Origin of the sequence: Massilia norwichensis (assembly GCF_024753245.1) — a bacterium.
Lineage (GTDB): Bacteria > Pseudomonadota > Gammaproteobacteria > Burkholderiales > Burkholderiaceae_D > Telluria > Telluria norwichensis.
The window spans coordinates 107,893-131,618 of sequence record NZ_JANUGX010000002.1; the positions used below are offsets into that span (position 1 = coordinate 107,893).

Annotated in this window: 21 protein-coding genes; 13 read left to right on the forward strand and 8 right to left on the reverse strand. The window is 66.0% G+C overall.

The window, feature by feature from the left end:
• Positions 1–18 precede the first annotated feature (18 nt).
• Both NX782_RS02235 and NX782_RS02240 read left to right on the forward strand, forming a co-directional pair.
• Positions 19–1,365 carry a M20/M25/M40 family metallo-hydrolase gene (locus NX782_RS02235; RefSeq protein ID WP_258843865.1) on the forward strand — a complete coding sequence of 449 codons (1,347 nt, stop codon included), beginning with the start codon at positions 19–21 and terminating at the stop codon, positions 1,363–1,365.
• 17 nt (positions 1,366–1,382) lie between these two features.
• Complete coding sequence (locus NX782_RS02240; protein ID WP_258843866.1) at positions 1,383–1,826, forward strand: thioesterase family protein; 444 nt, start codon at positions 1,383–1,385, stop codon at positions 1,824–1,826.
• A gap of 54 nt (positions 1,827–1,880) precedes the next feature.
• Here the strand turns inward: NX782_RS02240 and NX782_RS02245 are convergent, their stop codons facing one another.
• Positions 1,881–2,381 (reverse strand): DUF3016 domain-containing protein, encoded by a 501-nt coding sequence (locus NX782_RS02245; protein ID WP_258843867.1) that lies wholly within the window; start codon positions 2,379–2,381, stop codon positions 1,881–1,883.
• Between the two features lie 159 nt (positions 2,382–2,540).
• On the opposite strand from NX782_RS02245, the gene NX782_RS02250 reads away from it, so the two are divergent.
• The 3 genes from NX782_RS02250 (at position 2,541) to NX782_RS02260 (ending at position 7,237) form a co-directional block, all read left to right on the forward strand.
• Positions 2,541–3,278: a DNA-formamidopyrimidine glycosylase family protein gene (locus NX782_RS02250; RefSeq protein ID WP_258843868.1), complete on the forward strand. Its 738-nt coding sequence runs from the start codon at positions 2,541–2,543 to the stop codon at positions 3,276–3,278.
• 165 nt (positions 3,279–3,443) lie between these two features.
• The gene (locus NX782_RS02255; protein ID WP_258843869.1) at positions 3,444–4,949 is read left to right on the forward strand and encodes an HD domain-containing phosphohydrolase; all 1,506 of its coding nucleotides are present in this window, start codon (positions 3,444–3,446) and stop codon (positions 4,947–4,949) included.
• Positions 4,950–5,038: 89 nt separating this feature from the next.
• Entirely contained in the window at positions 5,039–7,237 is a 2,199-nt protein-coding gene (locus tag NX782_RS02260; RefSeq protein ID WP_258843870.1) for a hybrid sensor histidine kinase/response regulator, read from the forward strand.
• On the opposite strand, the gene NX782_RS02265 is transcribed toward NX782_RS02260, so the two are convergent.
• Positions 7,227–7,559: a hypothetical protein gene (locus NX782_RS02265; protein WP_258843871.1), complete on the reverse strand. Its 333-nt coding sequence runs from the start codon at positions 7,557–7,559 to the stop codon at positions 7,227–7,229. The genes NX782_RS02260 and NX782_RS02265 overlap by 11 nt on opposite strands.
• A gap of 197 nt (positions 7,560–7,756) precedes the next feature.
• On the opposite strand from NX782_RS02265, the gene NX782_RS02270 reads away from it, so the two are divergent.
• Complete coding sequence (locus NX782_RS02270) at positions 7,757–8,146, forward strand: PPC domain-containing DNA-binding protein (RefSeq protein WP_258843872.1); 390 nt, start codon at positions 7,757–7,759, stop codon at positions 8,144–8,146.
• On the opposite strand, the gene NX782_RS02275 is transcribed toward NX782_RS02270, so the two are convergent.
• Together NX782_RS02275 and NX782_RS02280 are read right to left on the reverse strand one after the other, a co-directional pair.
• On the reverse strand, positions 8,132–10,078 hold the full coding sequence (locus tag NX782_RS02275) for a GAF domain-containing sensor histidine kinase (RefSeq protein ID WP_258843873.1): 1,947 nt from the start codon (positions 10,076–10,078) through the stop codon (positions 8,132–8,134). The genes NX782_RS02270 and NX782_RS02275 overlap by 15 nt on opposite strands.
• Before the next feature lie 65 nt (positions 10,079–10,143).
• Positions 10,144–10,644 carry a hypothetical protein gene (locus tag NX782_RS02280; RefSeq protein ID WP_258843874.1) on the reverse strand — a complete coding sequence of 167 codons (501 nt, stop codon included), beginning with the start codon at positions 10,642–10,644 and terminating at the stop codon, positions 10,144–10,146.
• A gap of 480 nt (positions 10,645–11,124) precedes the next feature.
• Here NX782_RS02280 and NX782_RS02285 point away from each other — a divergent pair, with 480 nt between their 5' ends.
• Positions 11,125–11,502, forward strand: a complete 378-nt coding sequence (locus NX782_RS02285; RefSeq protein WP_258843875.1) for a hypothetical protein — start codon at positions 11,125–11,127, stop codon at positions 11,500–11,502.
• A gap of 93 nt (positions 11,503–11,595) precedes the next feature.
• On the forward strand, positions 11,596–12,132 hold the full coding sequence (locus tag NX782_RS02290; RefSeq protein WP_258843876.1) for an REP-associated tyrosine transposase: 537 nt from the start codon (positions 11,596–11,598) through the stop codon (positions 12,130–12,132).
• Positions 12,133–12,274: 142 nt separating this feature from the next.
• On the opposite strand, the gene queC is transcribed toward NX782_RS02290, so the two are convergent.
• On the reverse strand, positions 12,275–12,988 hold the full coding sequence (gene queC / locus NX782_RS02295; protein ID WP_258843877.1) for a 7-cyano-7-deazaguanine synthase QueC: 714 nt from the start codon (positions 12,986–12,988) through the stop codon (positions 12,275–12,277).
• A gap of 154 nt (positions 12,989–13,142) precedes the next feature.
• On the opposite strand from queC, the gene NX782_RS02300 reads away from it, so the two are divergent.
• Positions 13,143–15,062, forward strand: a complete 1,920-nt coding sequence (locus tag NX782_RS02300) for an autotransporter assembly complex protein TamA (RefSeq protein WP_258843878.1) — start codon at positions 13,143–13,145, stop codon at positions 15,060–15,062.
• Positions 15,062–19,564, forward strand: a complete 4,503-nt coding sequence (locus tag NX782_RS02305) for a translocation/assembly module TamB domain-containing protein (RefSeq protein ID WP_258843879.1) — start codon at positions 15,062–15,064, stop codon at positions 19,562–19,564. Before NX782_RS02300 ends, NX782_RS02305 begins: the two co-directional genes overlap by 1 nt.
• A 72-nt stretch (positions 19,565–19,636) precedes the next feature.
• On the opposite strand, the gene NX782_RS02310 is transcribed toward NX782_RS02305, so the two are convergent.
• Together NX782_RS02310 and NX782_RS02315 are read right to left on the reverse strand one after the other, a co-directional pair.
• The gene (locus NX782_RS02310) at positions 19,637–20,605 is read right to left on the reverse strand and encodes an alpha/beta hydrolase (RefSeq protein WP_258843880.1); all 969 of its coding nucleotides are present in this window, start codon (positions 20,603–20,605) and stop codon (positions 19,637–19,639) included.
• A gap of 174 nt (positions 20,606–20,779) precedes the next feature.
• On the reverse strand, positions 20,780–20,950 hold the full coding sequence (locus NX782_RS02315; protein WP_258843881.1) for a hypothetical protein: 171 nt from the start codon (positions 20,948–20,950) through the stop codon (positions 20,780–20,782).
• A gap of 102 nt (positions 20,951–21,052) precedes the next feature.
• Between NX782_RS02315 and NX782_RS02320 the strand changes: the two genes are divergently transcribed.
• Genes NX782_RS02320 through NX782_RS02330 form a run of 3 tightly spaced genes read left to right on the forward strand, consistent with a single transcriptional unit; the run spans position 21,053 to position 23,270 of the window.
• Positions 21,053–21,583: a CcdC protein domain-containing protein gene (locus tag NX782_RS02320; protein ID WP_258843882.1), complete on the forward strand. Its 531-nt coding sequence runs from the start codon at positions 21,053–21,055 to the stop codon at positions 21,581–21,583.
• Positions 21,580–22,092, forward strand: coding sequence for a CcdC protein domain-containing protein (locus tag NX782_RS02325; RefSeq protein WP_258843883.1), 513 nt, complete (start codon positions 21,580–21,582; stop codon positions 22,090–22,092). Before NX782_RS02320 ends, NX782_RS02325 begins: the two co-directional genes overlap by 4 nt.
• A gap of 8 nt (positions 22,093–22,100) precedes the next feature.
• Positions 22,101–23,270: a threonine aldolase family protein gene (locus NX782_RS02330; protein ID WP_258843884.1), complete on the forward strand. Its 1,170-nt coding sequence runs from the start codon at positions 22,101–22,103 to the stop codon at positions 23,268–23,270.
• On the opposite strand, the gene NX782_RS02335 is transcribed toward NX782_RS02330, so the two are convergent.
• Positions 23,241–23,633 carry a DUF6404 family protein gene (locus tag NX782_RS02335; protein ID WP_258843885.1) on the reverse strand — a complete coding sequence of 131 codons (393 nt, stop codon included), beginning with the start codon at positions 23,631–23,633 and terminating at the stop codon, positions 23,241–23,243. The two genes, NX782_RS02330 and NX782_RS02335, sit on opposite strands and share 30 nt — an antisense overlap.
• Between the last annotated feature and the right edge of the window lie 93 nt (positions 23,634–23,726).

Below are 23,726 nucleotides of genomic sequence, written 5' to 3' on the forward strand. Positions count from 1 at the left end.
TATTTTTCGAAAGATGCGATGCGCGTCCCGGTAAAGGCAATGCTCGGCCTGGCGATGGCCGTGACGGTGCAACTGGCCGATGCCCAGCAAGCTACTGGACCACTCAGCCCGGTCGAGCAACAAATCGTGGCCGAGATCCACGCCCACGCGCCGCAAGCGCTGGAACTGCTGCGGCAAAGCGTCCTGATCAACAGCGGCACGATGAACCAGCCAGGCGTGCGCGCCGTCGGCAAGCTGTTCCGCGACCAGTTCGACGCGCTCGGTTTCCAGACCCGCTGGATCGAGCTGCCGCCCGAGATGCGGCGCGCCGGCCACCTGCTGGCCGAGCGTCCCGCGACCTCCGCCGGGCGGGGCAAGCGCCTGATGCTGCTCGGCCACCTCGACACCGTCTTCGAGCCCGGCAACACGACGCCGGCCTGGGAACCGCAGCCTGAAGCCGACGGCAAGGTCCTGCGCATCAAGGGCCAGGGCGTGTCCGACATGAAGGGCGGTAACGTCATCATCGTCGAAGCCCTGCGTGCGCTGCAGCAGGTCGGCGCCCTCGAAGGCACGCGCATCGCCGTCATGCTGACCGGCGACGAGGAAGAAGCGGGCGATCCGAAAACCATCTCGCGCGGCGACATGGTCGACCTCGCCAAGCGCAGCGACGTCGCGCTCAGCTTCGAAGGCAGCATCACCAACAAGGACGGCATGGCGGCCGCCACCGTGGGCCGGCGCTCGACCGCTTTCTTCGAGCTGGAGGTCAAGGCGCGCCAGGCGCACTCGATGGGCGTGTTCGGTCCGGGCGGCTACGGCGCCATCTACGAAGCGGCGCGCATCCTCGACGCCTTCCGCCAGCAGGTCGTGGAGCCGGGCCTGACCTTCAACCCCGGCGTGATCCTGGGCGGCACCGAAGTCGGCTACGACGATGCCGCATCGCGCGGCAGCGCCTTCGGCAAGACCAACGTCATCGCCAACACCGTCACGGTGAAAGGCGACCTGCGCTACCTCGACTACGCCCAGCGCGACCGCGCCCAGGCGCGCATGCGCGAGATCGTCGCCCAGAGCCTGCCCGGCGCCAGCGCCACCGTGAATTTCCGCGATTCCTATCCGCCGATGGCGGTCACGCCCGGCAACCTGAAGATCCTGGCCCAGTACTCGCAGGCCAGCCAGGACGCCGGCCTCGGGCCGATCGGCGCGGTGCCGCCGGAATCCCGCGGCGCCGGCGACATCCAGTTCGTCGCCCCTTACATCGACAGCCTCGACGGTCTGGGCGCCAGCGGCGGCGGCGCGCATTCGCCGAACGAATACCTGGAAGTGCCCTCCATCGAACGCAGCGCGATCCGTGCAGCACTTTTGATTTATCGCCTGACCCGGCAAGACTAAGACTTTATTTTTATCGCATGGCACGCTTACATTTAGATTTTCCAGAAGACCAGTACTACTACACGACCTTGCTGACGGTGCGCGTCACCGACATCAACGCCGGCAACCACCTCGGCAACGACTCGATGATCTCGATGATCTCCGAGGCACGCGCCCGCTTCCTGTTCGAATTCGGCGTCGCCGAAACCGAGCGCGACGGCACCGGCATCATCGTCACCGACCTGGCCACCACCTACCGCGCCGAAGCCCATGCGCGCGACCAGCTGCTGTTCGAAGTCGGCGTCATGGATTTCAACAAGTACGGCGGCGACATCATCTTCCGCATCACCCGTCCCAAGGACAAGAAACTGGTCGCGATGGCCAAGCAGGGCTTCGTCTTCTACAACTACAAGACCAGCGAAGTGGTCGTGATGCCGGACGATTTCCGCAGCAAGTTCGAGCGCGTGAACTGGATCGACTGAACGCGAAAACGCCGGCAAGCGCCGGCGTCCAGGGTATTGCTGCGGGATGCGAAATCAACGCCGCACGTTGCGCGGCAGCGGTCCGATGGTCTTCTCGAACCAGTCGTCGATCATCTGCTTTTCGTAGCGCAGCGGTTCGCTGTCGAAGTAGCGGGTGTGGTGGTCGAGGTAGTTCATGTCGGACAGCTGGGCCTCGCCGCTCTTGAGCACCTGGCCGTTCTGTTCCAGCGAAAAGCGCAGTTGCATGCGCGGCCAGTCGGCCTGCCCGCGCAGCACACGGATGTCGCGTCCCGCGCGCGCGTTCGGAATGGCGCGGCCGGCCAGGTCGACGTCCAGCACCTCGACGCGCAGGTCCTGGCCCGGCGGCAGGCTGTTGCCCAGTTTGGTGAAGTGATCGGTCAGCTGCTTCAACGTTTCCTCGCGCTCCCATGGCACGAAGGGCAAGTCAGTGAATTTGTCGGGCGCCACATAGCTCACCGTGACGGCGGCGCCAGCGCTGCCTGCGGCCAGCGCAAACATGCCCGCCAGGGCCATTTTCTGCATGAGCGATTTCATGTCCTTATCCTCTCGTCGTTTCGTATTCTGTTCATGAATATACGCCTCATTTGATGCTCGTGTCCGTCTCCTTCCATCCCGTCTTTGTAATGAAATGTTAGACCGCGCACGGCGCTTCCAGACTCTTCCGTCGCAGAATGGCGGCAAAGGGAGAACGCCGTGCCGGAAGGACCATCGCTCTATATTCTGAAGGAACAGACTGCGCGCTTCGTCGGCCAGACCATCGTGCGCGCCGAGGGCAATACCTGGGCCATCGATACGTCGCGCCTCCTGAACCAGCCGATCGTGGCCCTGCGCACCTGGGGCAAACAGTTCTTCATCCAGATGCCGAGCATGGTGGTGCGTATCCACATGCTGCTGTTCGGCACCTACCGCATCAACGAAGAGCGGGACAAGCCGCCGCGCCTGTCGCTGCACTTCGAAGACGGCAGCTTCCTGAATTTCTACGCCTGCTCGGTGAAGGAGGTCGACTGCGACCTCGACCAGCTCTACGACTGGGAAGCGGACGTGATGTCCGATGCCTGGAACCCGAAGAAGGCGCGAAAGAAGCTGCGGGCGAACCCCGACATGCTGGCCTGCGACGCCTTGCTCGACCAGGACATCTTTTCGGGCGTCGGCAACATCATCAAGAACGAGGTGCTGTTTCGCATCCGCCTGCACCCGCTGTCCACGATGGGCGCCCTGCCGCCCGCCAAGCTGCGCGCCCTGGTCGAGCAGGCGCGCGAATACAGCTTCGACTTCCTGGCCTGGAAGAAGGAGTTCACCCTCAAGAAGCACTGGCTGGCGCACGCCCAGAAGATCTGCCCGCGCTGCCACATCCCCTTCCACAAGGCCAATCTCGGCCGCTCCAACCGGCGCAGCTTCTGGTGCGAACGCTGCCAGAAGCGCTACGGCTGACTGGATTTGTAACTTATTACGTTGCGGCAATGTGACTATCGGGCGCTCTGCCCATTATTTCCTGTTGTTAATGGTTACTGCTCATACTACAATCGATTGGTATATCCCATGCTTTAGCGCAAGTTTCGTTCTTTTTTCGATGTAATTACGTTACTGGACATCGTCATGTCATTCTTGTCTGCCGCCACGCCCAAGCTCGCTCCCTGGAAGGTGCTGCTCGTCGACGACGAGCCGGACATCCACGACATCACGAAGCTGACCCTGTCGCGCTTCCGCCTGGACGGCCGCGCCCTGAGCTTCCTGCACGCCTACAGCGGCGAAGAGGCCAAACAGATCCTGGCGCGCGAGAGCGATATCGCGCTGGTGTTCCTGGACGTGGTGATGGAGCGCGAGGACAGCGGCCTGGAAGTGGCGCGCTGGATGCGCCAGGACCTGGACAACCAGTTCACCCGCATCGTGCTGCGCACCGGCCAGCCCGGCCAGGCGCCGGAGGAACGCGTGATCGTCGACTACGACATCAACGATTACAAGGAAAAGACCGAGCTCGACCGCACGAAGCTGTTCACCACCACCTTCGCCGCCCTGCGCGCCTACCGCGACATCATGAAGGTCGAGGATGCGCGCCGCGTGCAGCTGACCTACCGCGAAGGCCTGGAGCGCGTGATCGAAGCCTCGGCCCACATCTTCCAGCAGCGCAACCTGAAGGACTTCGCCAGCGGCCTGCTGCAGCAGGTCGTGGCCCTGCTGCGCCTCGAGCAGAGCATGCTGCTGCGCCTGACCGGCGCCAGCGTCATCACCGGCGAAAGCCACTACGAAATCCTGGCGCGCATCGGCGAGATGGGCGAAGGCGACATCGGCCCCGAACTGGTGGCCCAGCTCGACGAGGCACGCCACAACCGCATCTCCAAGCTGCACGGCGACACCTATGTCGGCTACTTCCCGAACAGCAGCGGCAAGGCTTCGCTGCTGGTGCTGAAGGGCGTCGAGGAAATTTCCGAGATCGACGTCCAGCTGCTCGACGTGTTCTGCTCGGGCGTGGCGATCGCCTTCGACAACATCCTGCTGAACCAGGAAATCACCGATACCCAGGCCGAGCTGATCCTGCGCCTCGGCGACGTGGTCGAATCGCGCTCGAACGAAGCCGGCAACCACGTGCGCCGCATGGCCCAGGTCTGCCACCTGCTGGCCCAGGAATCCGGCATGTCGGAAGACGAGACCGCGGTGCTGATGCATGCGGCGCCGATGCACGACATCGGCAAGATCGCCACCCCCGACGCGGTGCTGCTGAAACCCGGCCGCCTCACGCCCGACGAGTGGGAAGTCATGAAGCAGCACCCGACCGTGGGCCTGCAGATCCTCGACGGCTCGCAGCGGCCGATCCTGAAGGCGGCCGCCGTGATCGCCCACCAGCACCACGAGAAGTGGGACGGCAGCGGCTATCCGCAGGGCCTGAAGGCCGAACAGATCCATCCGTATGCGCGCATCGTGGCGGTGGCCGACGTGTTCGACGCGCTCACCCACGAGCGCTGCTACAAGGAGGCCTGGCCGATCAGCCAGGTGCGCGACTATCTGCGCGAGGTGGCGGGCCACCATCTCGACCCGCATTACGTCGACATCCTCATCAAGAACCTCGACAAGGCGGACGAGATCAACCGCCGCTGGCCGGACTGACACATCCGCTTGTCCAAAGGACAAGCGGAACATAGTCGAGTAGACTACGCGCCCGGGGGCAAAAATTGCCCTCTTCATCATTTGCCCCGATGCGTATCCGAACCCGCCTGCTGATTCTCATCCTGGCCATCCTGGTGCCGACCTTTACCGCGGCCGCGCTGGCCGTCGGCTACGTCTACCTGGAAGAGCGGCGCGGCCAGGAAAACAGCATCAAGGAAACGGTACGCGCTTTCGCGCTGCTGATCGACAACGAGCTCGAGATCAAGGAAGGCATGCTGCGGGCGCTGGCCACGTCGCCCGCGCTGGCGCGTGGCGACCTCGATGAGTTCTATCGCCACGCCAGGCTGCTCGCACCGACGCCGGAAACCGTCATCATCCTGCACGAACCGGGCGGCCGCCAGCTGCTCAATACCCGCGTCCCCCTGGGCAATCCCTTGCCGCTCAAGCGCTCCTCGAACATCGACGAATTGATGGCCAGGTATGGCGAAAACCGCACCCTGGTGTCCGACCTGTTCAAGGCGCCGCTGGGCGGCAAGCACGATTTCCTGGTCCAGGTGCCGGTGCGCATCGACGGCGAGATCCGCTATTTCCTCAGCATCGGCATCAATGCCGGCAGCCTGCAGACCACCATGTCGCAGCAGCGCTTCCCGGCGGACTGGGCGGTGTCGGTGGTCGACCGCAAAGGCAAGGTGGTGGCGCGTTCGCACGACGCCGAGCAGTTCCGCGGCCGTAGCGTCAGCGAAGTGGCGATGCGCCATTTCGCGGCCGGCGGCGAGGGTAGCTTTTCCAGCATCAACCTGTCCGGCACGCCGGTGCAAGCCTTCTACAGCATGGTGCCCGATGCGAACTGGCATGTGGTGGTCACCATTCCGAACAGCGAGATCCGGCGCGTCCCCCTGCATGCGGCCGCCTTCCTGGCCGGCATCATGGCCGTGCTGCTGGTGCTGGCGGCGGTGCTGGCGCGCCACTTCGGCCAGCGCGCCATCGGCCCCATCGAGTCGCTCGGCCGCAGCGCCGAAGACCTGGGCCAGGGCCGCGAGGTCGTCTACGAGCCGCAGCAGATCGTCGAAATCGACGCGGTGGCGCGCCGCATGGCCGAGGCCAGCCGCCAGATTCGCCGTTCGCAGGCCGAACTGGAGCAGCGCGTGCAGGAAGCGGTCAGCGCCAGCGAACAGGCGCAGGCCGCCATGATGCGCGGCCAGAAGCTGGAGGCGCTCGGACGCCTGACCGGCGGCATCGCCCACGAATTCAACAACCTGCTGCAGACCCTGGCCACGGCCCTGCAGCTGGCGTCGCTGACCGCGACCCAGCCGAAGGTGCAGAGCCTGATCGACACCTGCAAGCGCACCATCGCCCGCGCCACCGCCCTCACCAGCCAGCTCGGTTCCTTCGGCCGCATCCAGGACGCCAAGCTGCTGACGGTGGCGCCCTGCGAGCAGCTGCGCAATTCGGTGCAGCTGGTGCGCAATGTGCTGCGCCAGGGGATCGAGCTGGAACTGCAGTGCGAGGAAGACCTGTGGCCGGTGACGGTCGATCCGCTGCAGTTCGATCTCGCCCTGCTCAACCTGGCGATCAACGCACGCGACGCCATGCCGGACGGCGGCCGCCTGACGATCGCCGCGCGCAACTGCGTGCTGGAACCGACCCATGAACGCAGCGGCGGAGACCACGTGTTGGTCACCGTCACCGACACCGGCTCCGGCATGCCGCCCGAGGTGCTGGCGCACGCCATGGATCCCTTCTTCACCACCAAGGCCCCGGGCAAAGGCAGCGGCCTGGGACTGGCGCAGGCCTATGCCTTCGCCACCCAGTCGCAGGGATCGCTGGCGCTGTCCAGTACACCGGGCCAGGGCACCCGCGTCGAGCTCTACCTGCCGCGCTCGACGCTGCCGCTGTCGCCGCAGCCCGGCCGCAACCCGCAGGCAGCCGCCATGCAGGCCAGCGGCCGCATCCTGTTCGTCGAAGACGACGAGCTGGTACGCGAAGCCGTGGTGCGCGGACTCGAGGAAGCGGGCTTCGAGGTGGTGGTGGCGGCCAACGGCGAACGCGCGCTGGCGATGATCGAGGCGGGACTGGACATCGATGTCGCGTTCTCCGACATCGTCATGCCGGGCAAGGTCAGCGGTATCGATCTGGCCGGTATCCTGCGCGAACGCCGCCCTAACCTGCCGGTGGTGCTGGCCACCGGCTATACCGACCAGCGTGCCACCGTGCCGGGGGTACAGGTGCTGGCCAAGCCCTACGAGATCGGCCAGCTGGTCGAACTGCTGTCCGGCCTTAAAGGCTGAGGCGCACGCGCTCGCCGCCGACGGCCACCATGCAGGTGGTGCCGTGCAGCTTGCGGCCGCCGGAGGTCGAACAATCCGCGCTGACACGCTTGCCCTGGTAATTGCCGGCAAACGCGCCGTCGCCATGGATCAGCGAAACGTGCTCGTCGATCACCTTGTTTTCGTTCACGAAGATCTTGACGCTGGTACTGTCGACCAGTTCGCCGCGGATTTGCAGCTGGCCGTCGGCACTGACATAACGACTTTCGGTAGCAGGCGTAAACATGGCGCAGCCCGACAGCAATGCGCCCATGCAGGTGATGAATGTGAATTTATGTGACATTTTTCCGAGTTTTTGACAATTTATTTTGGTATTCTTATTGAGTATCGAATACTAAACCGAATTGACTAAAAAAAACTCTCACATTGTCACGCTCGATGTTGTATTTAGGCACTGTTAAAAGCCAAATGGCAATATGTATAAAATTTCCTCAATGCAACTGTTAGTCACTTTAGCTGGAATGTAAAATATTGAACAACATGCATGCTGTGCCCCTCCGCATTCCCGCCCAAGCCGACCTGCGCGCCGTCCTGGCCAGCCTGCCTGCCCAGCACGGCGTCGAGGCGGCTTTCGTCCTGCAGGGCATCGGCAGCCTGAGCGTGGCGCAGATCCGCTTCGCCGGCGCGCCCGCATGCACGGAACTGCGCGGCGACCTCGAAATCCTGAGCCTGGGCGGCTCGCTGTCGCCGGATGGACCGCACCTGCACATCGCGGTGTCGGATGCGTCGGGACGGGTGACTGGAGGGCATATGGGGCCGGGATGCGTGGTGCGCACCACGGCCGAGGTGATGGTGCTGCTGCTGCCCGGCCACCGCTTCAGCCGGGAGCATGACCCGGCGACCGGGTTCAAGGAATTATTTGTGCGCTAATGCCTTGCGCGGAAAGCGCAGGTAGTACTGCAGGCCCTTGCCCGGGCTGCTTTCCACGCGCAGCGAACCGCCCAGCGCGCCCGTGACCAGGTTGTAGAGGATGTGGGCGCCCAGGCCGCTGCCGCCGCTGCCGCGTCGGGTCGTGAAGAAGGGATCGAACAGCTTGGCCAGCGTATCGGCGTCCATGCCGGCGCCGTCGTCGCCATATTCGAAGGCGACCATATCATCGTCCTCCAGGCGCGCGCGGATCGTGATGTTGCCCGGCTGCTCGCGCTCGAAACCGTGCACCAGCGAGTTGACCACCATGTTGGTGAGGATCTGCGAGACCGCACCCGGAAAGCTGTTCACTTCCAGGTCGGCCGGGCAGTCCACCGCCACCTTGACCGGCCTGCCCTTCAGCTTGGGCTGCAGCGAGAGCAGGACCTCGCCCACGTACTTGCACAGGTTGAAGTTGCGGATATTGTCCGAGGACTGGTCCACCGCCACCTGCTTGAAGCTGCGTACCAGGGCCGCGGCACGCTGGGTGTTGGTGGTCATGATGCGCAGCGACTGGTCGATCACGTCGAAGAAACCGTTCAGGCTCTCCTCCGTCATCTCGCCGGCCGCCAGCTCTTCCTTGGTCAGCTTGAGTTCCTGCACCAGGTGGCTGGTGGCGGTCACGCAGATGCCCAGCGGGGTATTGATCTCGTGGGCGACGCCGGCCACCATCTGGCCGAGCGAAGCCAGCTTTTCCTGGCGCACCAGTTCCGACTGCGCCTCCTGCAGCTGGGTGAGCGCCTGGTTCAGCGCCGCGTTCTGCTTTTCCAGGCTTTCCTTGGTCTTGCGGATCGCACGGTCGGCCTCCATGCGGGCGATCGCCACCGCGACGTGGCTGGCGATGAAGGCCAGCAGGTCGAGATCGGCCTTGGTATACACGATGGCCGGGTCGTAGCTCTGCACGACCAGCACGCCATAAGCCTTGTCGTGTACCAGCATCGGCGCGCCGGCCCAGCTGGCAACGTCGATGTTGCCGAGCGGCTCCTTGACCTTGCCGGCGGCGCGCAGGCGCGCAATGCTGCCGGCGTCATGCAGCTGCGCCTGGCGGGTCTGCAGCACATAGGACACCATGCCGGCACCCAGCGGGAAGCGCTGGTTGGGCGCGTAGCTGTCCTTTTCGTCGGCATAGTAGGGAACGCTGAGTTCCTTGCTGTCCGGATGGGTCAGCGCGATCAGGAAATTCTTCGCCACCATCAGCTCGCCGATGATGCGGTGCAGGCTGGCGGCCAGCCCGTCGCTGCCCTTGGCGGAGGCGGACAGGTCGGCGATCTGGTACAGCGCATGCTGGATCTGCTCGGCGCGGCGGCGCTCGGCCACTTCGCGCGCCAGCGCCGCGGTGCGTTCCTGCACGGCGCGCTCGAGGCGGTCCATGCTCTGCAGACCCTGCAGCGCATTCGAGACGCTGTTCGCGATCAGCGCGAACAGGGCCTGGTCTTCCTCGCTGTAGGTGTGTTCGGGCAGGTAGCTCTGGATCACGATGGCGCCCAGCACCTCGTGCTGCTGGTCGAGCAAAGGGCAGCCCATCCAGTGCTCGGCGACGCTGCCGGCGCCCCAGGTGTTGCCGTTCTCGCGTGCCCGCTCTTCGTCGGCCGTCATCGACAGTGCCTGCTTGTTGAGCATCACCCAGGCGGTCGGCGACTGCTCGGGCGAGGCCAGCGTCACGCGGGCCTGCGGGCTCGGGCCCTCGTCGACGGTATCGACGAAGTACACGAAGCGCACGGTATTGTCCTCACGCTCGGCCAGGGCCACATAGAAATTTTCCGCATACATGATGCGGCCCAGCGCGCGGTGCACGGCGCCGATGAATTCGGTGATATCGGTGCAGCTGGCCGACAGCTGCCCGATTTCGAGCAGCATGGCCTGCACCGCTTCAAGGCGCGCAAGACGGTCTTTCATCGATCCCCCTAGAACACAAAATAGTGCGTCGGGGAAATATTAGCAGCTGGCGCGCCGACTTTACATCAATTTCCGCGCGGGGCGCGGAAATCGTTCTCCACCCAGGCCAGCGCGGAGGCCGGCGACAGTTTGAAGTCCGCTGCCACCCGCACCTGCGCCACCTGCTCGCCCATCTCGTCGATGGCGGCCAGCATGGCATACGGATTGTCTTCGTCCGGCACGATGTCGAGCGTGACTTTCAGCTCGCCGTCAGCGGTCGAGACCACGGTGCTCTTGTGCAGCTTCGCATGCAGCGCCTGCTCGTGGCGGCGCAGCACTTCGTGCGCCGTCTTGACCAGCGTGTTGAAAGCGTTCACGTCGAGCGGCTTCGGGTTCTTCTTGTCGCGGCCCATCGTCCACGGACCGACCAGGGCCGGCTCGGCCTCGCCTTCCTTGTACATGGCGACGGCCCAGCCTTCGTCATCTTCGTTCTTGATGACGCGCGCGGTCCAGCCGTTGTCCTGCCACAGCCGGGCTTCCTGTACCGGCGTGTCATCGTCGTGTTGATCTGGTGCTTCGTCGTTCATGTCGTCCAATCTTAACCAGGGGCAGGGTCGCCCAAAGGTCAGATCATAGGAAATTCCAGCGCTCCGGACAAGCACCACACAGGGTGTATTTGCGGCTACATGCGCAGATCCGGCCTGCGGGGCGGGACGATGGGCGGCCCAGGGGGATTGCTGCGCGGGTCGATCGCCGGATTCGGGATCTGCCGGTTGAACGGATTGATGATAATCGGTGGGATGGCCGGTGGCGCCGAGGGCGGATAAATGAAATGCATACGAGTCCTCCTGCGACAGAGCAGGCTGTCAGTATAGACGGCGTGCCGGTCATTGCAAGGCTTGATTCTCGCCAATTCCTTCAGCCGTTCGTCGGCTGCCTGCGCATACCTGGCCCCTCAAAATTGCAGCCTGTCGCATGCCGATGGAGGGCCGCTGCCGATACAGATACATTGAAACCATGCCGGCAAGGACATCACTTCAAAAACATTGAACTACACGAGGACCATCATGAAAAAGCCCGCTTTGTTCGTCATCGCATTCCTGTTCGCGCTGCTGCTGTGGAACGTCTTCGCCTACGGCACCGGCCCTGTCGTCAACATCGACGGCGACGAGATCGACGGGCCGCTCGGCGCCCTGCTGGCGGTGCTGTTCGCGGGCGGCGGCACCCTGATCGCGGCGCTGGTCATGGTCGTGGTGGGCGTGGTGCTGGCGGTGGTGTTCGCGGGCGTCGGCATCATCCTGATCGGCGGCCTGGGAATCGGCGCCGTGGTGCTGGCGCTGGCGGTCTCGCCGCTGCTGCTGCCCCTGCTGCTGCCGCTGGCGCTGATCTGGTACATGGTGGGGCGTTCGCGTAAGAATCGCATGTTGCGCGAGCATGCGGTTTGAACCGGTTGCACTCGTAGGGTGGGCACCCCGTGCCCACGCGCACATTTGATTCGTATCGCCGTCCGATGCTGACACGGCGATACGATCGCCGCCATGCCCTACTACCGACGCACCCGCACCGGCAATACCTTCTTCTTCACGATCGTGTCCTACAATCGGCGCCCAATTCTATGCACCGATACCATCCGCCGATCACTCCGGACTGCTCTCGAAAACCTCCGTATCACCCGGCCGTTCTCGATCGACGCCTGGGTACTGCTCCCCGATCATCTACATTGCATCTGGACCTTGCCTGATGGAGACTGCGATTTCTCGACGCGTTGGTCACTGATAAAGCGTTCGGTGTCGCGCTTTTCCTCGGAAGTCACGCTCGATCCGGCCCTCCGTAGCGCGTCCTCATGCAAGCGTCGCGAATCGACAATCTGGCAGCGCCGGTTCTGGGAACATCAAATCCGGGACGAACTGGATTTCGAGCGGCATGCCGATTACATCCATTTCAATCCAGTGAAGCACGGGCATGTAAAGCGTGTGAGCGATTGGCCGTATTCGACATTTCACCGTTATGTACGGGACGGTTTGTACACCTCGGATTGGGGCGGAGAAAGCGTCGTGGATCTCGATCGTGAGTAGCTGGTGCGGAGCCCCGTGTACACGTAGACATGACGTTGCGTTGTCCCGGCATGCGCGTGGGCACGGGGTGCCCACCCTACGGCCGTTCCCGCACCTCGGCGAGCGCCAGGCGCATGCCATCCCCCGTTGAAACCCGCGCGGCTCAGGCGCCTGCGCGCTCCGCCGCGTACTGCTCGTAACCGCGCGCACGCAGTGCGCAGGCCGGGCAGGTGCCGCAGCCGTGGCCCCAGGCGTGGGCGGCGCCGCGCTCGCCCAGGTAGCAGGTGTGGGTGTCGAAGCGGATCAGGTCGACCAGCGCCTGGCCGCCGCACTGCTCCGCCAGTTCCCAGGTCTGCTTCTTGTCGATCCACATCAGCGGCGTCTCGACCTTGGTGCGCGTGGCCATGCCCAGGTTGAGGGCGACCTGCAGCGCCTTCATGGTGTCGTCGCGGCAGTCCGGGTAGCCCGAGAAATCGGTCTCGCACATGCCGCCCACCAGCACGTTCAGGCCGCGGCGGTAGGCCACCGTCGCCGCCACCATCATGAACAGCAGGTTGCGGCCCGGTACGAAGGTGTTCGGCAAGCCGTTGGCCTGCATCTGGATCTCGACATTGCTGGTCAGCGCGGTGTCAGAAATCTTCGAGATCAGGCCCAGGTCGATCATGTGGTCCTCGCCCAGGCGGCGATCCCATTCCGGCGACAGCGCGCGCATCTTCGACAGCACGGTCGGGCGCACCTCCAGCTCGATCGCATGGCGCTGGCCGTAGTCGAAGCCGATGGTTTCCACGCGCTCGTAGCGTTGCAGGGCCCAGGCGAGGCAGGTGGTGGAGTCTTGGCCGCCGCTGAACAGGACGAGCGCGGTATCAGCTTGATGCATGTTGATATTCCTGAATTAAAGCGTCCGCCGCCACTTTTGACATTCCGTTAAGATGTGGCCGGCAGAGAGAGAGAAATGGAGAGACATGTTGCCCGCACGACCCGACCACGTTGAGACCATTGCGTCGGCGCGACCACGGATTTTGGCACAAATCGTGCTGGCCGTGAACGCGCTGTGCGCCTCCGTGGGCGCCGCAGCACAGTCTCCCGCGCAGACGCAGGCGCAGGACCCGGTCCCGGCGCCGACCACCAGCAAGGACCAGACCCAGAAAGAGCTGCAGGAACAGGAGCGCGCCCCTGCCACCCCGCTGCCGGTGGAAGCGCCGGAACAGCGCGCGGTCCGCTATGAGGTGCGCATCGATGCGCCGCGCAACCTGCGTGAACTGCTCGAAAACAACCTCGACCTGATGCGCTGGCGCGGCAATCCGCGCGTCGACCTCGAACAGCTGCAGCGCCTGGTGCGCAGGGCCCCGGAAGAAGCCAGGACCCTGGTCGCCACCGAAGGCTACTACACGCCCAAGATCTCGAGCGGGCTCGATACGGCCGGCGCCACGCCGGTCGCGCGCGTGATCGTCGATCCGGGCGAGCCCACGACGGTCGGCGACATCAACATCGAATTGCGCGGCTTCGCCTCCTTCGATGCGAACCAGCAGGCGACGGCCTTCGATGCCGCCGGCCTGCGCAGCCGCTGGAGCCTGCCGGTCGGCTCTCGCTTCCGCACCGCCGACTGGGAATCGGCCAAGCGCGGCATGGTGCGCGAGATCACCCAGTCGCGCTTTCCGCGTGCCCAGCTGCTCGACTCCACCGCGATCGTCGATCCGGACAAGCACAGTGCCGCGCTGAAGGTCGTCATCAACAGCGGACCGGACGTGCGTTTCGGCGAGCTGCGCATCGAAGGCCTGCAGCGTTATTCGCCGTCGATCATCCGCAACCTGAACCAGATCGACCCCGGCGAAGAATACAGCCAGGCCGCATTGCAGGCCCTGCAGGGGCGACTGCAGGAGACCGGTTATTTCAGCACCGTCGAAGTCAGCCTCGACATGTCCTCGGCCCTGCAGGAACAGGTCAGTGAACTGAACCAGGGCGATGGCGCCAAAGCGGAAGCGCCGAGAGGCCCGGTGACCATGCCGGTGCTGGTGCGCGTTACCGAGAACAAGCGCAAGAACGTGTCGGTCGGTGTCGGCTTCTCGACCAATACCGGGGCCCGCGCCCAGGCCGAGTACGACGACCTGAACGTGTTCGGCAAGCGCATGAAGAGCAACATCCTGTACGAGCAGCTGCACCAGCGGGCGGGCGCCGATTTCTACTGGCCGACCACCTCCAACGGCTACAGCAACAGCGTCGGCGCCGGCTACGACCGCGAAGACGTGCGCGGCCAGATCACCCGCACCACCAGCGTCCACGCCACCCGCGCCTGGGGCTCGCCGACGCTGGAGAAGAGCCTGCGCCTGGAAGCGCTCACCGAACAGGTCACCATCGACAACCTGCCGGCCTCGCGCGCCAACGCCCTGCCGCTGACCTTCTCGATCACCAAGCGCCAGCTCGACAGCCTGGTGAACCCGAGCCGCGGCTACATCGCCAACCTGCAGCTGGGTGCGGCGCCGCTGCCGATCCTGACCGACGAGCCCTTCGTGCGCGCCTACGTGCGCGGCCTGATGTACAAGCCGCTCGGCCCGTCGGGCACCCTGATCCTGCGCGGCGAGTTCGGCGCGGTCGGCTCGAAGGACAAGGACAAGGTGCCGTCGACCTTCCTGTTCCGCGCCGGCGGCGACCAGTCGGTGCGCGGCTACGGCTACCAGCAGCTGGGCATCCCGGTCGGCAGCGCCATCGCGCCCGGCCGCTACCTGTTCACTGCCAGCACCGAATACGATTACTGGTTCAAGCCGCCCTGGGGCGCGGCCGTGTTCGTCGACGCCGGCAATGCCGCCGACAACTTCAAGGACCTCAAACCCAAGGTCGGCTACGGCGTCGGCGCGCGCTGGCGCAGCCCGGTCGGCCCGATCGCGGTCGACGTCGCCTATGGCAAGGCGGTGCACAAGGTCCGTCTGCACTTCTCACTTGGATTTACTTTCTGATGAACGACCAGGCTGAAAAACCCGAGCACAAACCGCGCCGCTGGCCGCGCCGGGTCGCGATCGGCGTGGCCGTCACCGCCGTCGTGATCGGCGGGGCCGTCTGGTACGGCGGCCGCGAGACCACGCTGCAGATGATCGCCCAGCGCGTCGCCAACGCCAGCGGCGGCAAGCTGACCATCACCGGCGTCACCGGCTCGCTGTACGGCCACATGCACATCGGCCACGTCGTGTTCCGCACCGAGACCTCCGTGATGACGGCGGACGAGATCGACATCGACTGGAAGCCTTGGCAATACCTGTCGCGCGGGGTCGAGATCGACAAGCTGTATGCGAAATCGCTGCGCGTCGAAACGCTCAAGGAAAGCGACGAACCGACCACCATGCCGACCCGCCTGGCACCGCCGTTCAAGGTCGCGGTGGACGATGCGCGCCTGGCCAGGGCGGTGTTCGTCAACAAGGGCGCGGAAACGCAGATCGACGACATCCGCGCCGGCCTGCATGGCGACAAGGAACGCTGGAAGCTCGATTACGCCAAGGCGAATACGCCCTGGGGCCAGGTCGCGGCCAGCGGCACCATCGCCAATGCCCTGCCCTACAAACTGAATGCCGATGCGAGCCTGAGCCAGACCCCGGGCGCGTCCTCGCAAGCCGGCGCGATCGCCCCGCAACTGAAGCTGCACGCCGGCGGCGACCTGCAGAACACCGTCATCGATGCCAGCGGCCAGGCCGCGCGCGCGCAGGGTACGGCCAAGCTGGTGCTGTCGCCGTTTGCCGAGATCCCGCTGCAATCCTTCGCGCTGAACGCGCAGAACATCGATCCGGGCTTCTTCAATCCGGGCCTGCCGACCGCCGACCTGAACCTGGCGGTGGCGGCGCGCCTGGACGCCAAGCGCAACATCACCGGTTCGGTCCACCTCACCAACGACGGGCCGCAGGGCACGATCGACCAGCAGCGCCTGCCGCTGCGGGCAATGCGCGGCCAGCTGGGCGGCAACCTGGACTCCATGAAGATCAGCGACGTGCTGCTCGACCTGGGCGGCGCCGGCCGCTTCACGGGCAGCGGCAGCGTCGAGCGCGCCCCTGAGGAAAAAGGCATCGGCACCGCGCGCTTCGCGCTGCACACCGACCGCATCGACCTGAAGCAGATCTACGGCAGCATGAAGACGACGGCGATCGCCGGCGATCTGTCGGTGGCGAATACCCAGGACACGCAGACCCTGAACGTGAACCTGGTCGACGCCGGCATGCGCCTGGTGGCGGAAGCGGCCCTGCAGAAGAACGTGCTCACGCTGCGCGAGGCGCGCGTCTCGGCCGGCAAGGGCAGCGTGCGCGTGACCGGCACCGCGAACCTGCTGGACACCAAGCCGTTCAAGGCGAACGTGGTCGCCAGCCGCCTCGACCCGGCCGCCTTCGGCGACTTCCCGAAGGCCGACGTCAATGCCGAGATCAATGCAAGCGGCGCCCTCGCCCCGCAATGGCAGGTCGCGGCCGATTTCGCGCTGCGTCCGAGCCGCCTGTTCGACCAGCCGCTGTCCGGCAAGGGCAAGCTGGTGGCCGATGCCGGCGGCGCTGTTACTGGCACCGGCGCTGGTACCGGCACCGGGGCGAAGGCGGCGGGCGGGCTCCACGTGCACGACCTGAACGCCAACCTGGCGCTGGGCCGCAACACCGTAGCCCTGGCCGGTGCCTTCGGCAAGCCGGGCGAAAAGCTGGCCTGGCGCGTCGAAGGACGCGACCTGGCGGCCCTGCGCAAGGACCTGTATGGCTCGCTGGTGGCGAACGGTGTCGTCAGCGGCACGCTGGACGCCCCGCGCACCAGCTTCGAGGCCGATGCCCGCAACCTGGGCTGGGTGGCGAAGGAGCGCAGCCGCGATAACGGCACGCTGCACGCCAGCGGCGAAGCTTGGCTGGCCGGCACCAAAGATGCGAAAGTAGCCGAGGTGAAGGCCACGGGTTCGATGCAGAAGCTGAACCCGGCCGCCTTCGGCTCGCCCTTCGCCGGCAGCATCAACGGTGCTTTCGATGCCAGCGGCCGCAGCGGCGCCAACATGGGCGGCTCGGTCAACCTGACCCTGCAACAGTCGACGCTGTCGAATTCGCCGCTGTGGGGCTATGCCAGGCTGACCGCCGACAAGCGCCATGTTTCAAACGCCGATGTCGACCTGCACCTGGGCGCCAATGTGGTGGCCGCGAAGGGTGCTTTCGGCAGCGGCCGCGACACCCTGAACTGGCGCATCGACGCGCCGCAACTGGCCGCGCTCGGCGCGGATTACGCCGGCGTGCTGCGCGGTTCCGGCACCCTGTCCGGCACCATGGACACGCCCTCGCTCACGGCCTCGCTGGAGGGCCAGAACCTGCGCCTGATGGGCACCCAGAACCTGAAATCCTTGCGCGCCACCGCGAATGTCGGTTCCGGCCGCGGCGCCGCCGACCCGCTGGCGCTCGACGTGCAGATCGCCGATTATTCGAGCGGTGCGCCGGGCAGCGAGACCCGCATCGCCACCGCGCGCCTGCAATCGACCGGCACCCGCGGCGCGCACACCATCACGGCCGCGGCGCGCGGCGACGCTTTTGACGCCAACGTCGCCGTCAGCGGCGGCTATTCCGGCAATACCTGGAGCGGCACCCTGAACGCGCTGCAGAACCGCGGCCGCTACGCCCTCGCGCTGGCGGCGCCGGCCCCGCTGCGCATCAGCGGCGCCCCCGGTTCCGGCATCGCCGGCCTGGCCAAGCCGGATAGAATCAGCTTCGACAACGCCACCATCCGCCTGCCGGCCGGCTCGATCACGGTGCAGTCGCTGGCCAAGAACGGCCTGCGCTGGACCAGCCGCGGCAACGCCACCGGCGTGCCGCTCAACTACCTGGCCCAGGCGTCCGACGCGATCCGCCAGAACCTGCGCGGCGACATGACCCTGGGTGCCGACTGGGCGCTCGACATGCGCGCGCCGAGCGTGCCCGGCGCGCCGCCGGCACTGGACGGCAGCCTGCACGTGTTCCGCGAAAAGGGCGACCTGATCGCCGGCGACGTCGCCCCGGTCGTGCTCGGCCTGCGCCAGCTCGACCTGCGCGCGGACGTGTCCGGCGGCGCCCTGCGCGCCCAGCTGGCAGTGGACGGCAGCCGGGTCGGCACGGCCAGGGCCGACGCCACCGCGCAGATGATCCGCGGCCGCCTCGACAACGACAGCCCGCTGCGCCTGACGGCCACCGCGAATCTCGGCTCGCTGGCCTGGGTCTCGCCGCTGATCGGCCAGCCCGGTCTGGAAGTCGATGGCGCGCTGGCGCTCAACGTCACCGGCGCCGGCACCGTCGGCGCGCCGACCCTGAACGGCACCGTGAACGGCGACCGCATGGCCGTGCGCTGGCCGGACCAGGGTCTGCGCCTGCGCAACGGCCAGCTGCGCGCGGTGCTCGCCGGCGACCAGCTGCAGCTGCAGCGCTTCGCCTTCGAGGGCAACAGCGGCCGCGCCAGCATCGACGGCAACGTGCGCTTTGCCGGCGGCGAAGCCACCATGAACCTGAAACTGGTGGCCGACAAGCTGGAGGCGCTGTCGCGTCCGGACCGCACCGTGATCCTCAGCGGCCAGGCCAGCGTGGTGCGCGACGCCACCCGCTTCGCCGTCGAAGGCAATTTCAAGGCCGACCGCGCGCTGGTGGAGTTCGCGCCGCAGGACCGCCCGACGCTGTCGGACGACGTCATCGTGCTGGGCCGCGCCAATCCGAAGGACGCGCCGCCCAAGAAAGGCGCGGCGGCGGTGCCGCTGACCATCGACCTGACCGCCGACCTCGGCGACGACTTCCACCTGCGCGGCATGGGCGCCGATGCCTACCTGGCCGGCAACGTCCACGTGCGCAAGGTCGGCGACGGCGCGCCGCGCATCAACGGCAGCGTGCGGGTCGTCAGCGGCACCTACGCCGCCTACGGCCAGCGCCTGGCGATCGAACGCGGCGTCGCCACCTTCAGCGGCCCGTACGACAACCCGTCGATCGACGTGCTCGCCGTGCGCAAGCGTCCGGAAGGCGAGCAGCTGAGCGAGACCAACGTCGAAGCCGGCGTGCAGGTGCGCGGCACGGCGCTGTCGCCGACGGCGAAGCTGGTGTCCACGCCGAATGTGCCGGACAGCGAAAAACTGTCCTGGCTGGTGCTGGGCCACGGCATGGAAGGCACGACCGGCAACGAAGCCGACGTGCTGAGCGCCGCGGCGGGCGCCCTGCTGGGCGGCAAAGGCGGCACCGGCGGCATCCAGAGCAAGCTGGCGAACGCCCTCGGCGTCGACGAATTCGGCGTACGCCAGGGTGCCGGCCAGGAAACCGGCCTGGCGAACACCGTGGTCACGGTCGGCAAGCGGATTTCCTCGCGCCTCTACCTGAGCTTCGAACAGGGCGCCGCCACCGCCACCAGCGTGGTGCGCCTGCGCTACAAGCTCACCCCGCGCATCACGGTCGCGCTGCAAACCGGCACCAACACCGCCCTCGACGTCCTCTACTCCTGGGCGTTTGATTAACAACAAACCGGGGTCAGACACCGATTTTGGGAAATTGCCCAAATCTGGTGTCCGACCCCGGTTTGTGTTTTATCAAAGTTGCGATTTCTTCAGGAAGCCAACGACCGCCGGCATCAGTTGCGGATGCAGCGGCAGCGCCGGGTCGCTGTACGACGCCAGCGGCTGCTGCGGATCGAGCGGCACTTCCTTCAGCACGTGGTTCATGCCAGGGACGATCAGCAGCTCGGCGTCCGGCCGCGCCGCCTTCAGCGCCTGCGCCTGTTCCACCCCGACCTGGATATCGGTCGTACCCTGGACGATCAGCACCGGCATGCGCAGCGCTGCGATGCGCTGGGCCGGCACATACTTCATCCACGAGATCATGTAGGGCTGCACGCTGGGCCGGTAGAGAGCCATCAGCGCAGGCGGCACCTCGGCGACCGGCTTGCCCTGCTCCAGGCTCGCGAGGATGCGTTCGTTGTCGGCGGCAAGCGGCGGCGGCAGCTTGCCGGCGAACTGCTTGCGCAGCACGGCGCCCGGTCCTTCGGCCACCCCGGCCAGGGACACATAGGCGGATGCGCCTGCTTTCTCGGCCGCCAGCATGCCGATCAAGGCGCCTTCGCTGTGGCCGATCACCGCCAGCTTCGTGAAGCGTGGATCGCGCTTCAGTTTGGCGATCCAGGCCGCAGCATCCTCGACGTAGGTGTCGAAGCGCAGCTGCGATTCGTCCAGCGCGGCGGCGCGGCTGGCGGCGATGCCGCGCTTGTCGTAGCGGACCGAGGCGAAGCCGGCCTGCGCCAGAGCATCGGCCAGCATTTTGAGGCTGTCGTTGCGGCCCGGCAGCATGGCGCTGTTGCCGTCGCGGTCCGTGGGACCGGAACCGGCGACGATCAAGACCACCGGCGCCTTGTCGGCACCGCCCGGCAGGCGCAGGGTGCCGTGCACGGTGCCGCTGGCCGTCTCGAGTGCGATCGGCTGTTCGGCAGGCGCGGCTGCGGCTGCCACCTGCGCCGCTGCGGCCAGCACCAGCATCGTCCACAGTGTCACGAGTCCTTTTCTCATCACCCCTCCTAGTTTGAAAAACATCTAATTAGATACTTGTCGAAATACTAGGCGCGAAGACAGCCGCCGTCAATGCGCAGCGGGACGGCTGCGCCAATTGAAGATTGAACACTGTCTCGGTGGCTGTTTCCAAAATCCGGTGTCTGACCCCGGTTTGATGCTGCGCAAGCAGTTTCAGTGCAGCGTGCGCGCGATGCTGGGATTCGGATCGGTGTCCGGCTCGTCGTTCATCGGCGTGCGGATCGGCGGCTGGTGCGGATCGGGGGTGTCGAAGGGTTCCCTGAGCGGCTCTTCGACGGGCGCTGGATCGGGGGCGCGGTGGGCGTGGATGGTGGGTACGAACATGGTCGGTTTCTCCTGCTTTTTGAGCCAAAACATTACCACGCAGGGCAGTTTGCCGACGCCCGGCTGGATTACAATGGCGGATTCGACATGAAGGAATCCGTCATGCTGCCTACTCCCGTCGTTGCCGCCGTCGTTGCCCCACTGGTGCTGTGGCGTGTCTACAGCCGCATCAAGCGCCTGACGACGCGCCAGCGTTCCAAGACCTGGCGCCATCGCACCACCCTGGTCTTTTTCCCGCTGCTGCTCCTGCTGCTGGCGGCCCTGAGCCTGCAGACGGCACCGATCGCGCTGGCCGGTATGGGCGCCGGGCTGGCGGTCGGCGTCGTGCTGGGCCGCATCGGCTCGAAAGGCACGAAGTTCGAACAGGTCGATGGCGACTACTATTTCACGCCGCACGCACCGATCGGCATGCTGGTCGCCCTGCTGTTCATCGGCCGCATGGGCTACCGCGCCTACGAGTTCTATGCGCTGGGCGCGGGCGAGCATCACGAATTCGTCACCAGCCCGCTGACCCTGTGCATCTTCGGCGTCCTCGCCGGTTATTACATGACTTTCGCGGCCGGCCTGCTTGCCTGGCGCAAGCGCACCGCCGCCGTAGCCGCCACACCCGCTTCATCCGCAACCGTCCAATGAGCATTACCACCGCCGCCCTCATCCTCCTCATTCCCGTCCTGATCTGGCGCATCTACCAGCGCCTGAAAAGCCGGATGACGCGCCAGCGCTCGATCCTGTCGCGCCACTACACCGGCCTGCTGGTCTTTGCCGGGATGGTGCTGGTGCCGCTCGTCGACATGCTCGACCGCCCGCTGTCGCTGGGGGCGCTGGCGCTGGGCGCGCTGGTCGGCATTGCCCTCGGCAACCATGGCGTGCGCAAGACCCGCTTCGAAGACACCCCGGAAGGTTATTACTTCACGCCGCCCATGCGCATGGGCATCCTGGTGGCGATGCTGCTGGTGGCGCGCGTGATCTACCTGGGCATCGAGATCTACATGAGCCAGGGCAGCGGCAAGCCGATCCCGCGCTTTTCCGACAGCGAGATCACCCTGTTCTGCGTCGGCCTGACAGGCGCCTATTTCGCGACCTTCTCGGCCAGCCTGGTGCGCTGGCGCCAGCGCCTACGCAAGGCCGTCGACAACATCTAGGACCGTCCATGACGCTGAACCGCCGCAGTTTCCTCGGAGCCGTACCGATCGCTTCACTGGGCCTGGCGGCGGGCGGCAGCGCCCGTGCCCAATACGGCGGCGCCGCGGCCGCGAACGCGGCGCCGGCCACCGACCTGGACACGCTGGTGGTGCTGGCCGGCGATGCCCTGCCGCGCGATCCGGCCCTCGAACCGGCGCGCCTGCAGGCCTTGCTGGACAAGCACGCCAAACCCGGCGACGCCTACCTGCTGGGGGGCGCGGTGACGGCACTGGAAGCGAAGTTTTCCAGCCTGCTCGGCAAGGAGGATACCGTCTTCATGCCGACCGGGACCCTCGCCAACCACATCGCCCTGCGCCTGCTGTGCGGCGAGAACCGCCACGCGCTGGTGCAGCAGGAAAGCCACGTCTACCGCGACGAATCGAACACCGTCACCACCCTCAGCGGCATCAACCTGGTGCCGCTGGCCGCGGGCAACGCCGCGCCCACGCTGGAGGAAATCGGCGCCGCGATCGAGCGCGCCGAAGTCGGCCCTTATCCGATCAAGGTCGGCGCGCTGGCGCTGGAAAGCCCGGTGCGCCGCAGCCAGGGCGCCAGCCTCACGCCGGCCCTGGTGGCCGAGATCGCCAAATTGGCGCGCGCAAAAAAGGTGCCGATGCATCTGGACGGCGCGCGCCTGCTCCTGATGAGCGGCATGCCGGGCTTTCGCGTCCGCGACTATTGCGCGCACTTCGACACGGTGTATGTCTCGCTCTACAAATACCTGGGCGCGCCCTTCGGCGGCGTGCTGTCCGGCCCCAGGCCCCTGATGGCGAAGGCGCGCGAGCTGCGCCACATCTTCGGTGGCACCATCTACCACGGCTGGCAGGCGGCCCTGCCGGCGCTCGACGCACTGGATGGCGCGGAGGAGCGCTATGCCCGCGTGCGCGCGGCCGGCGAACGCCTGATGGCGGCGCTGGAGCGCACGCCGGGCTTCAAGGTGAAGCGCATCGAGAACGGCAGCAACCTGGCCATGCTGGAGATAGCGGCGGCGCGCCAGGCAGGATTGGAAGAGCGCTTGCGCAAGGCCGGGATCAGGCTCGGCAAGCTCAATGATGGCAAGGTGCAGCTCGGCTTCAACGAGTCGATCCTGCGCCGGGAAACGGGTTACTTAGTCGAAGCGCTGGCGGGCCAGGCCTGAGGGCGGTTTGAGGTCGCCAAGCGACTCCCAGCTCGGCAGCCCGTGGGTCTTGCGCTGGCGCGTGTAATAGCTGGCCATGAACAGGCCGAAGCACAGGCCGGCGCCGCAGGCGCTCGCCACTGCCAGCCGCGCGCCCACACCCTGGCGCAGCCAGAACCCGATCCACATCACCGCGCCCCAGCTGGCGCCGAACCAGACGCCCGACAGCAATGCATTCGCGCCGAAGCTCATGAAATGCGGCGGCCGCACCTTCACGCCGCAACGCCACAGCAGCTGCATCAGGGGCGGGGCATAGGTGCTGTGGTCGATACCGGCCTTCTCCATCAACTGAAGGGCCCGGTCGCGCTGCTCGTGGAAATCCATGCTGCTTCATCCTCAGAAAACGTCCAAAGATGATACCAGCGGGCAAGTGCCCGAAAATCCGTCAATTGTCACGCGAACAATCTAAAGAGGCTT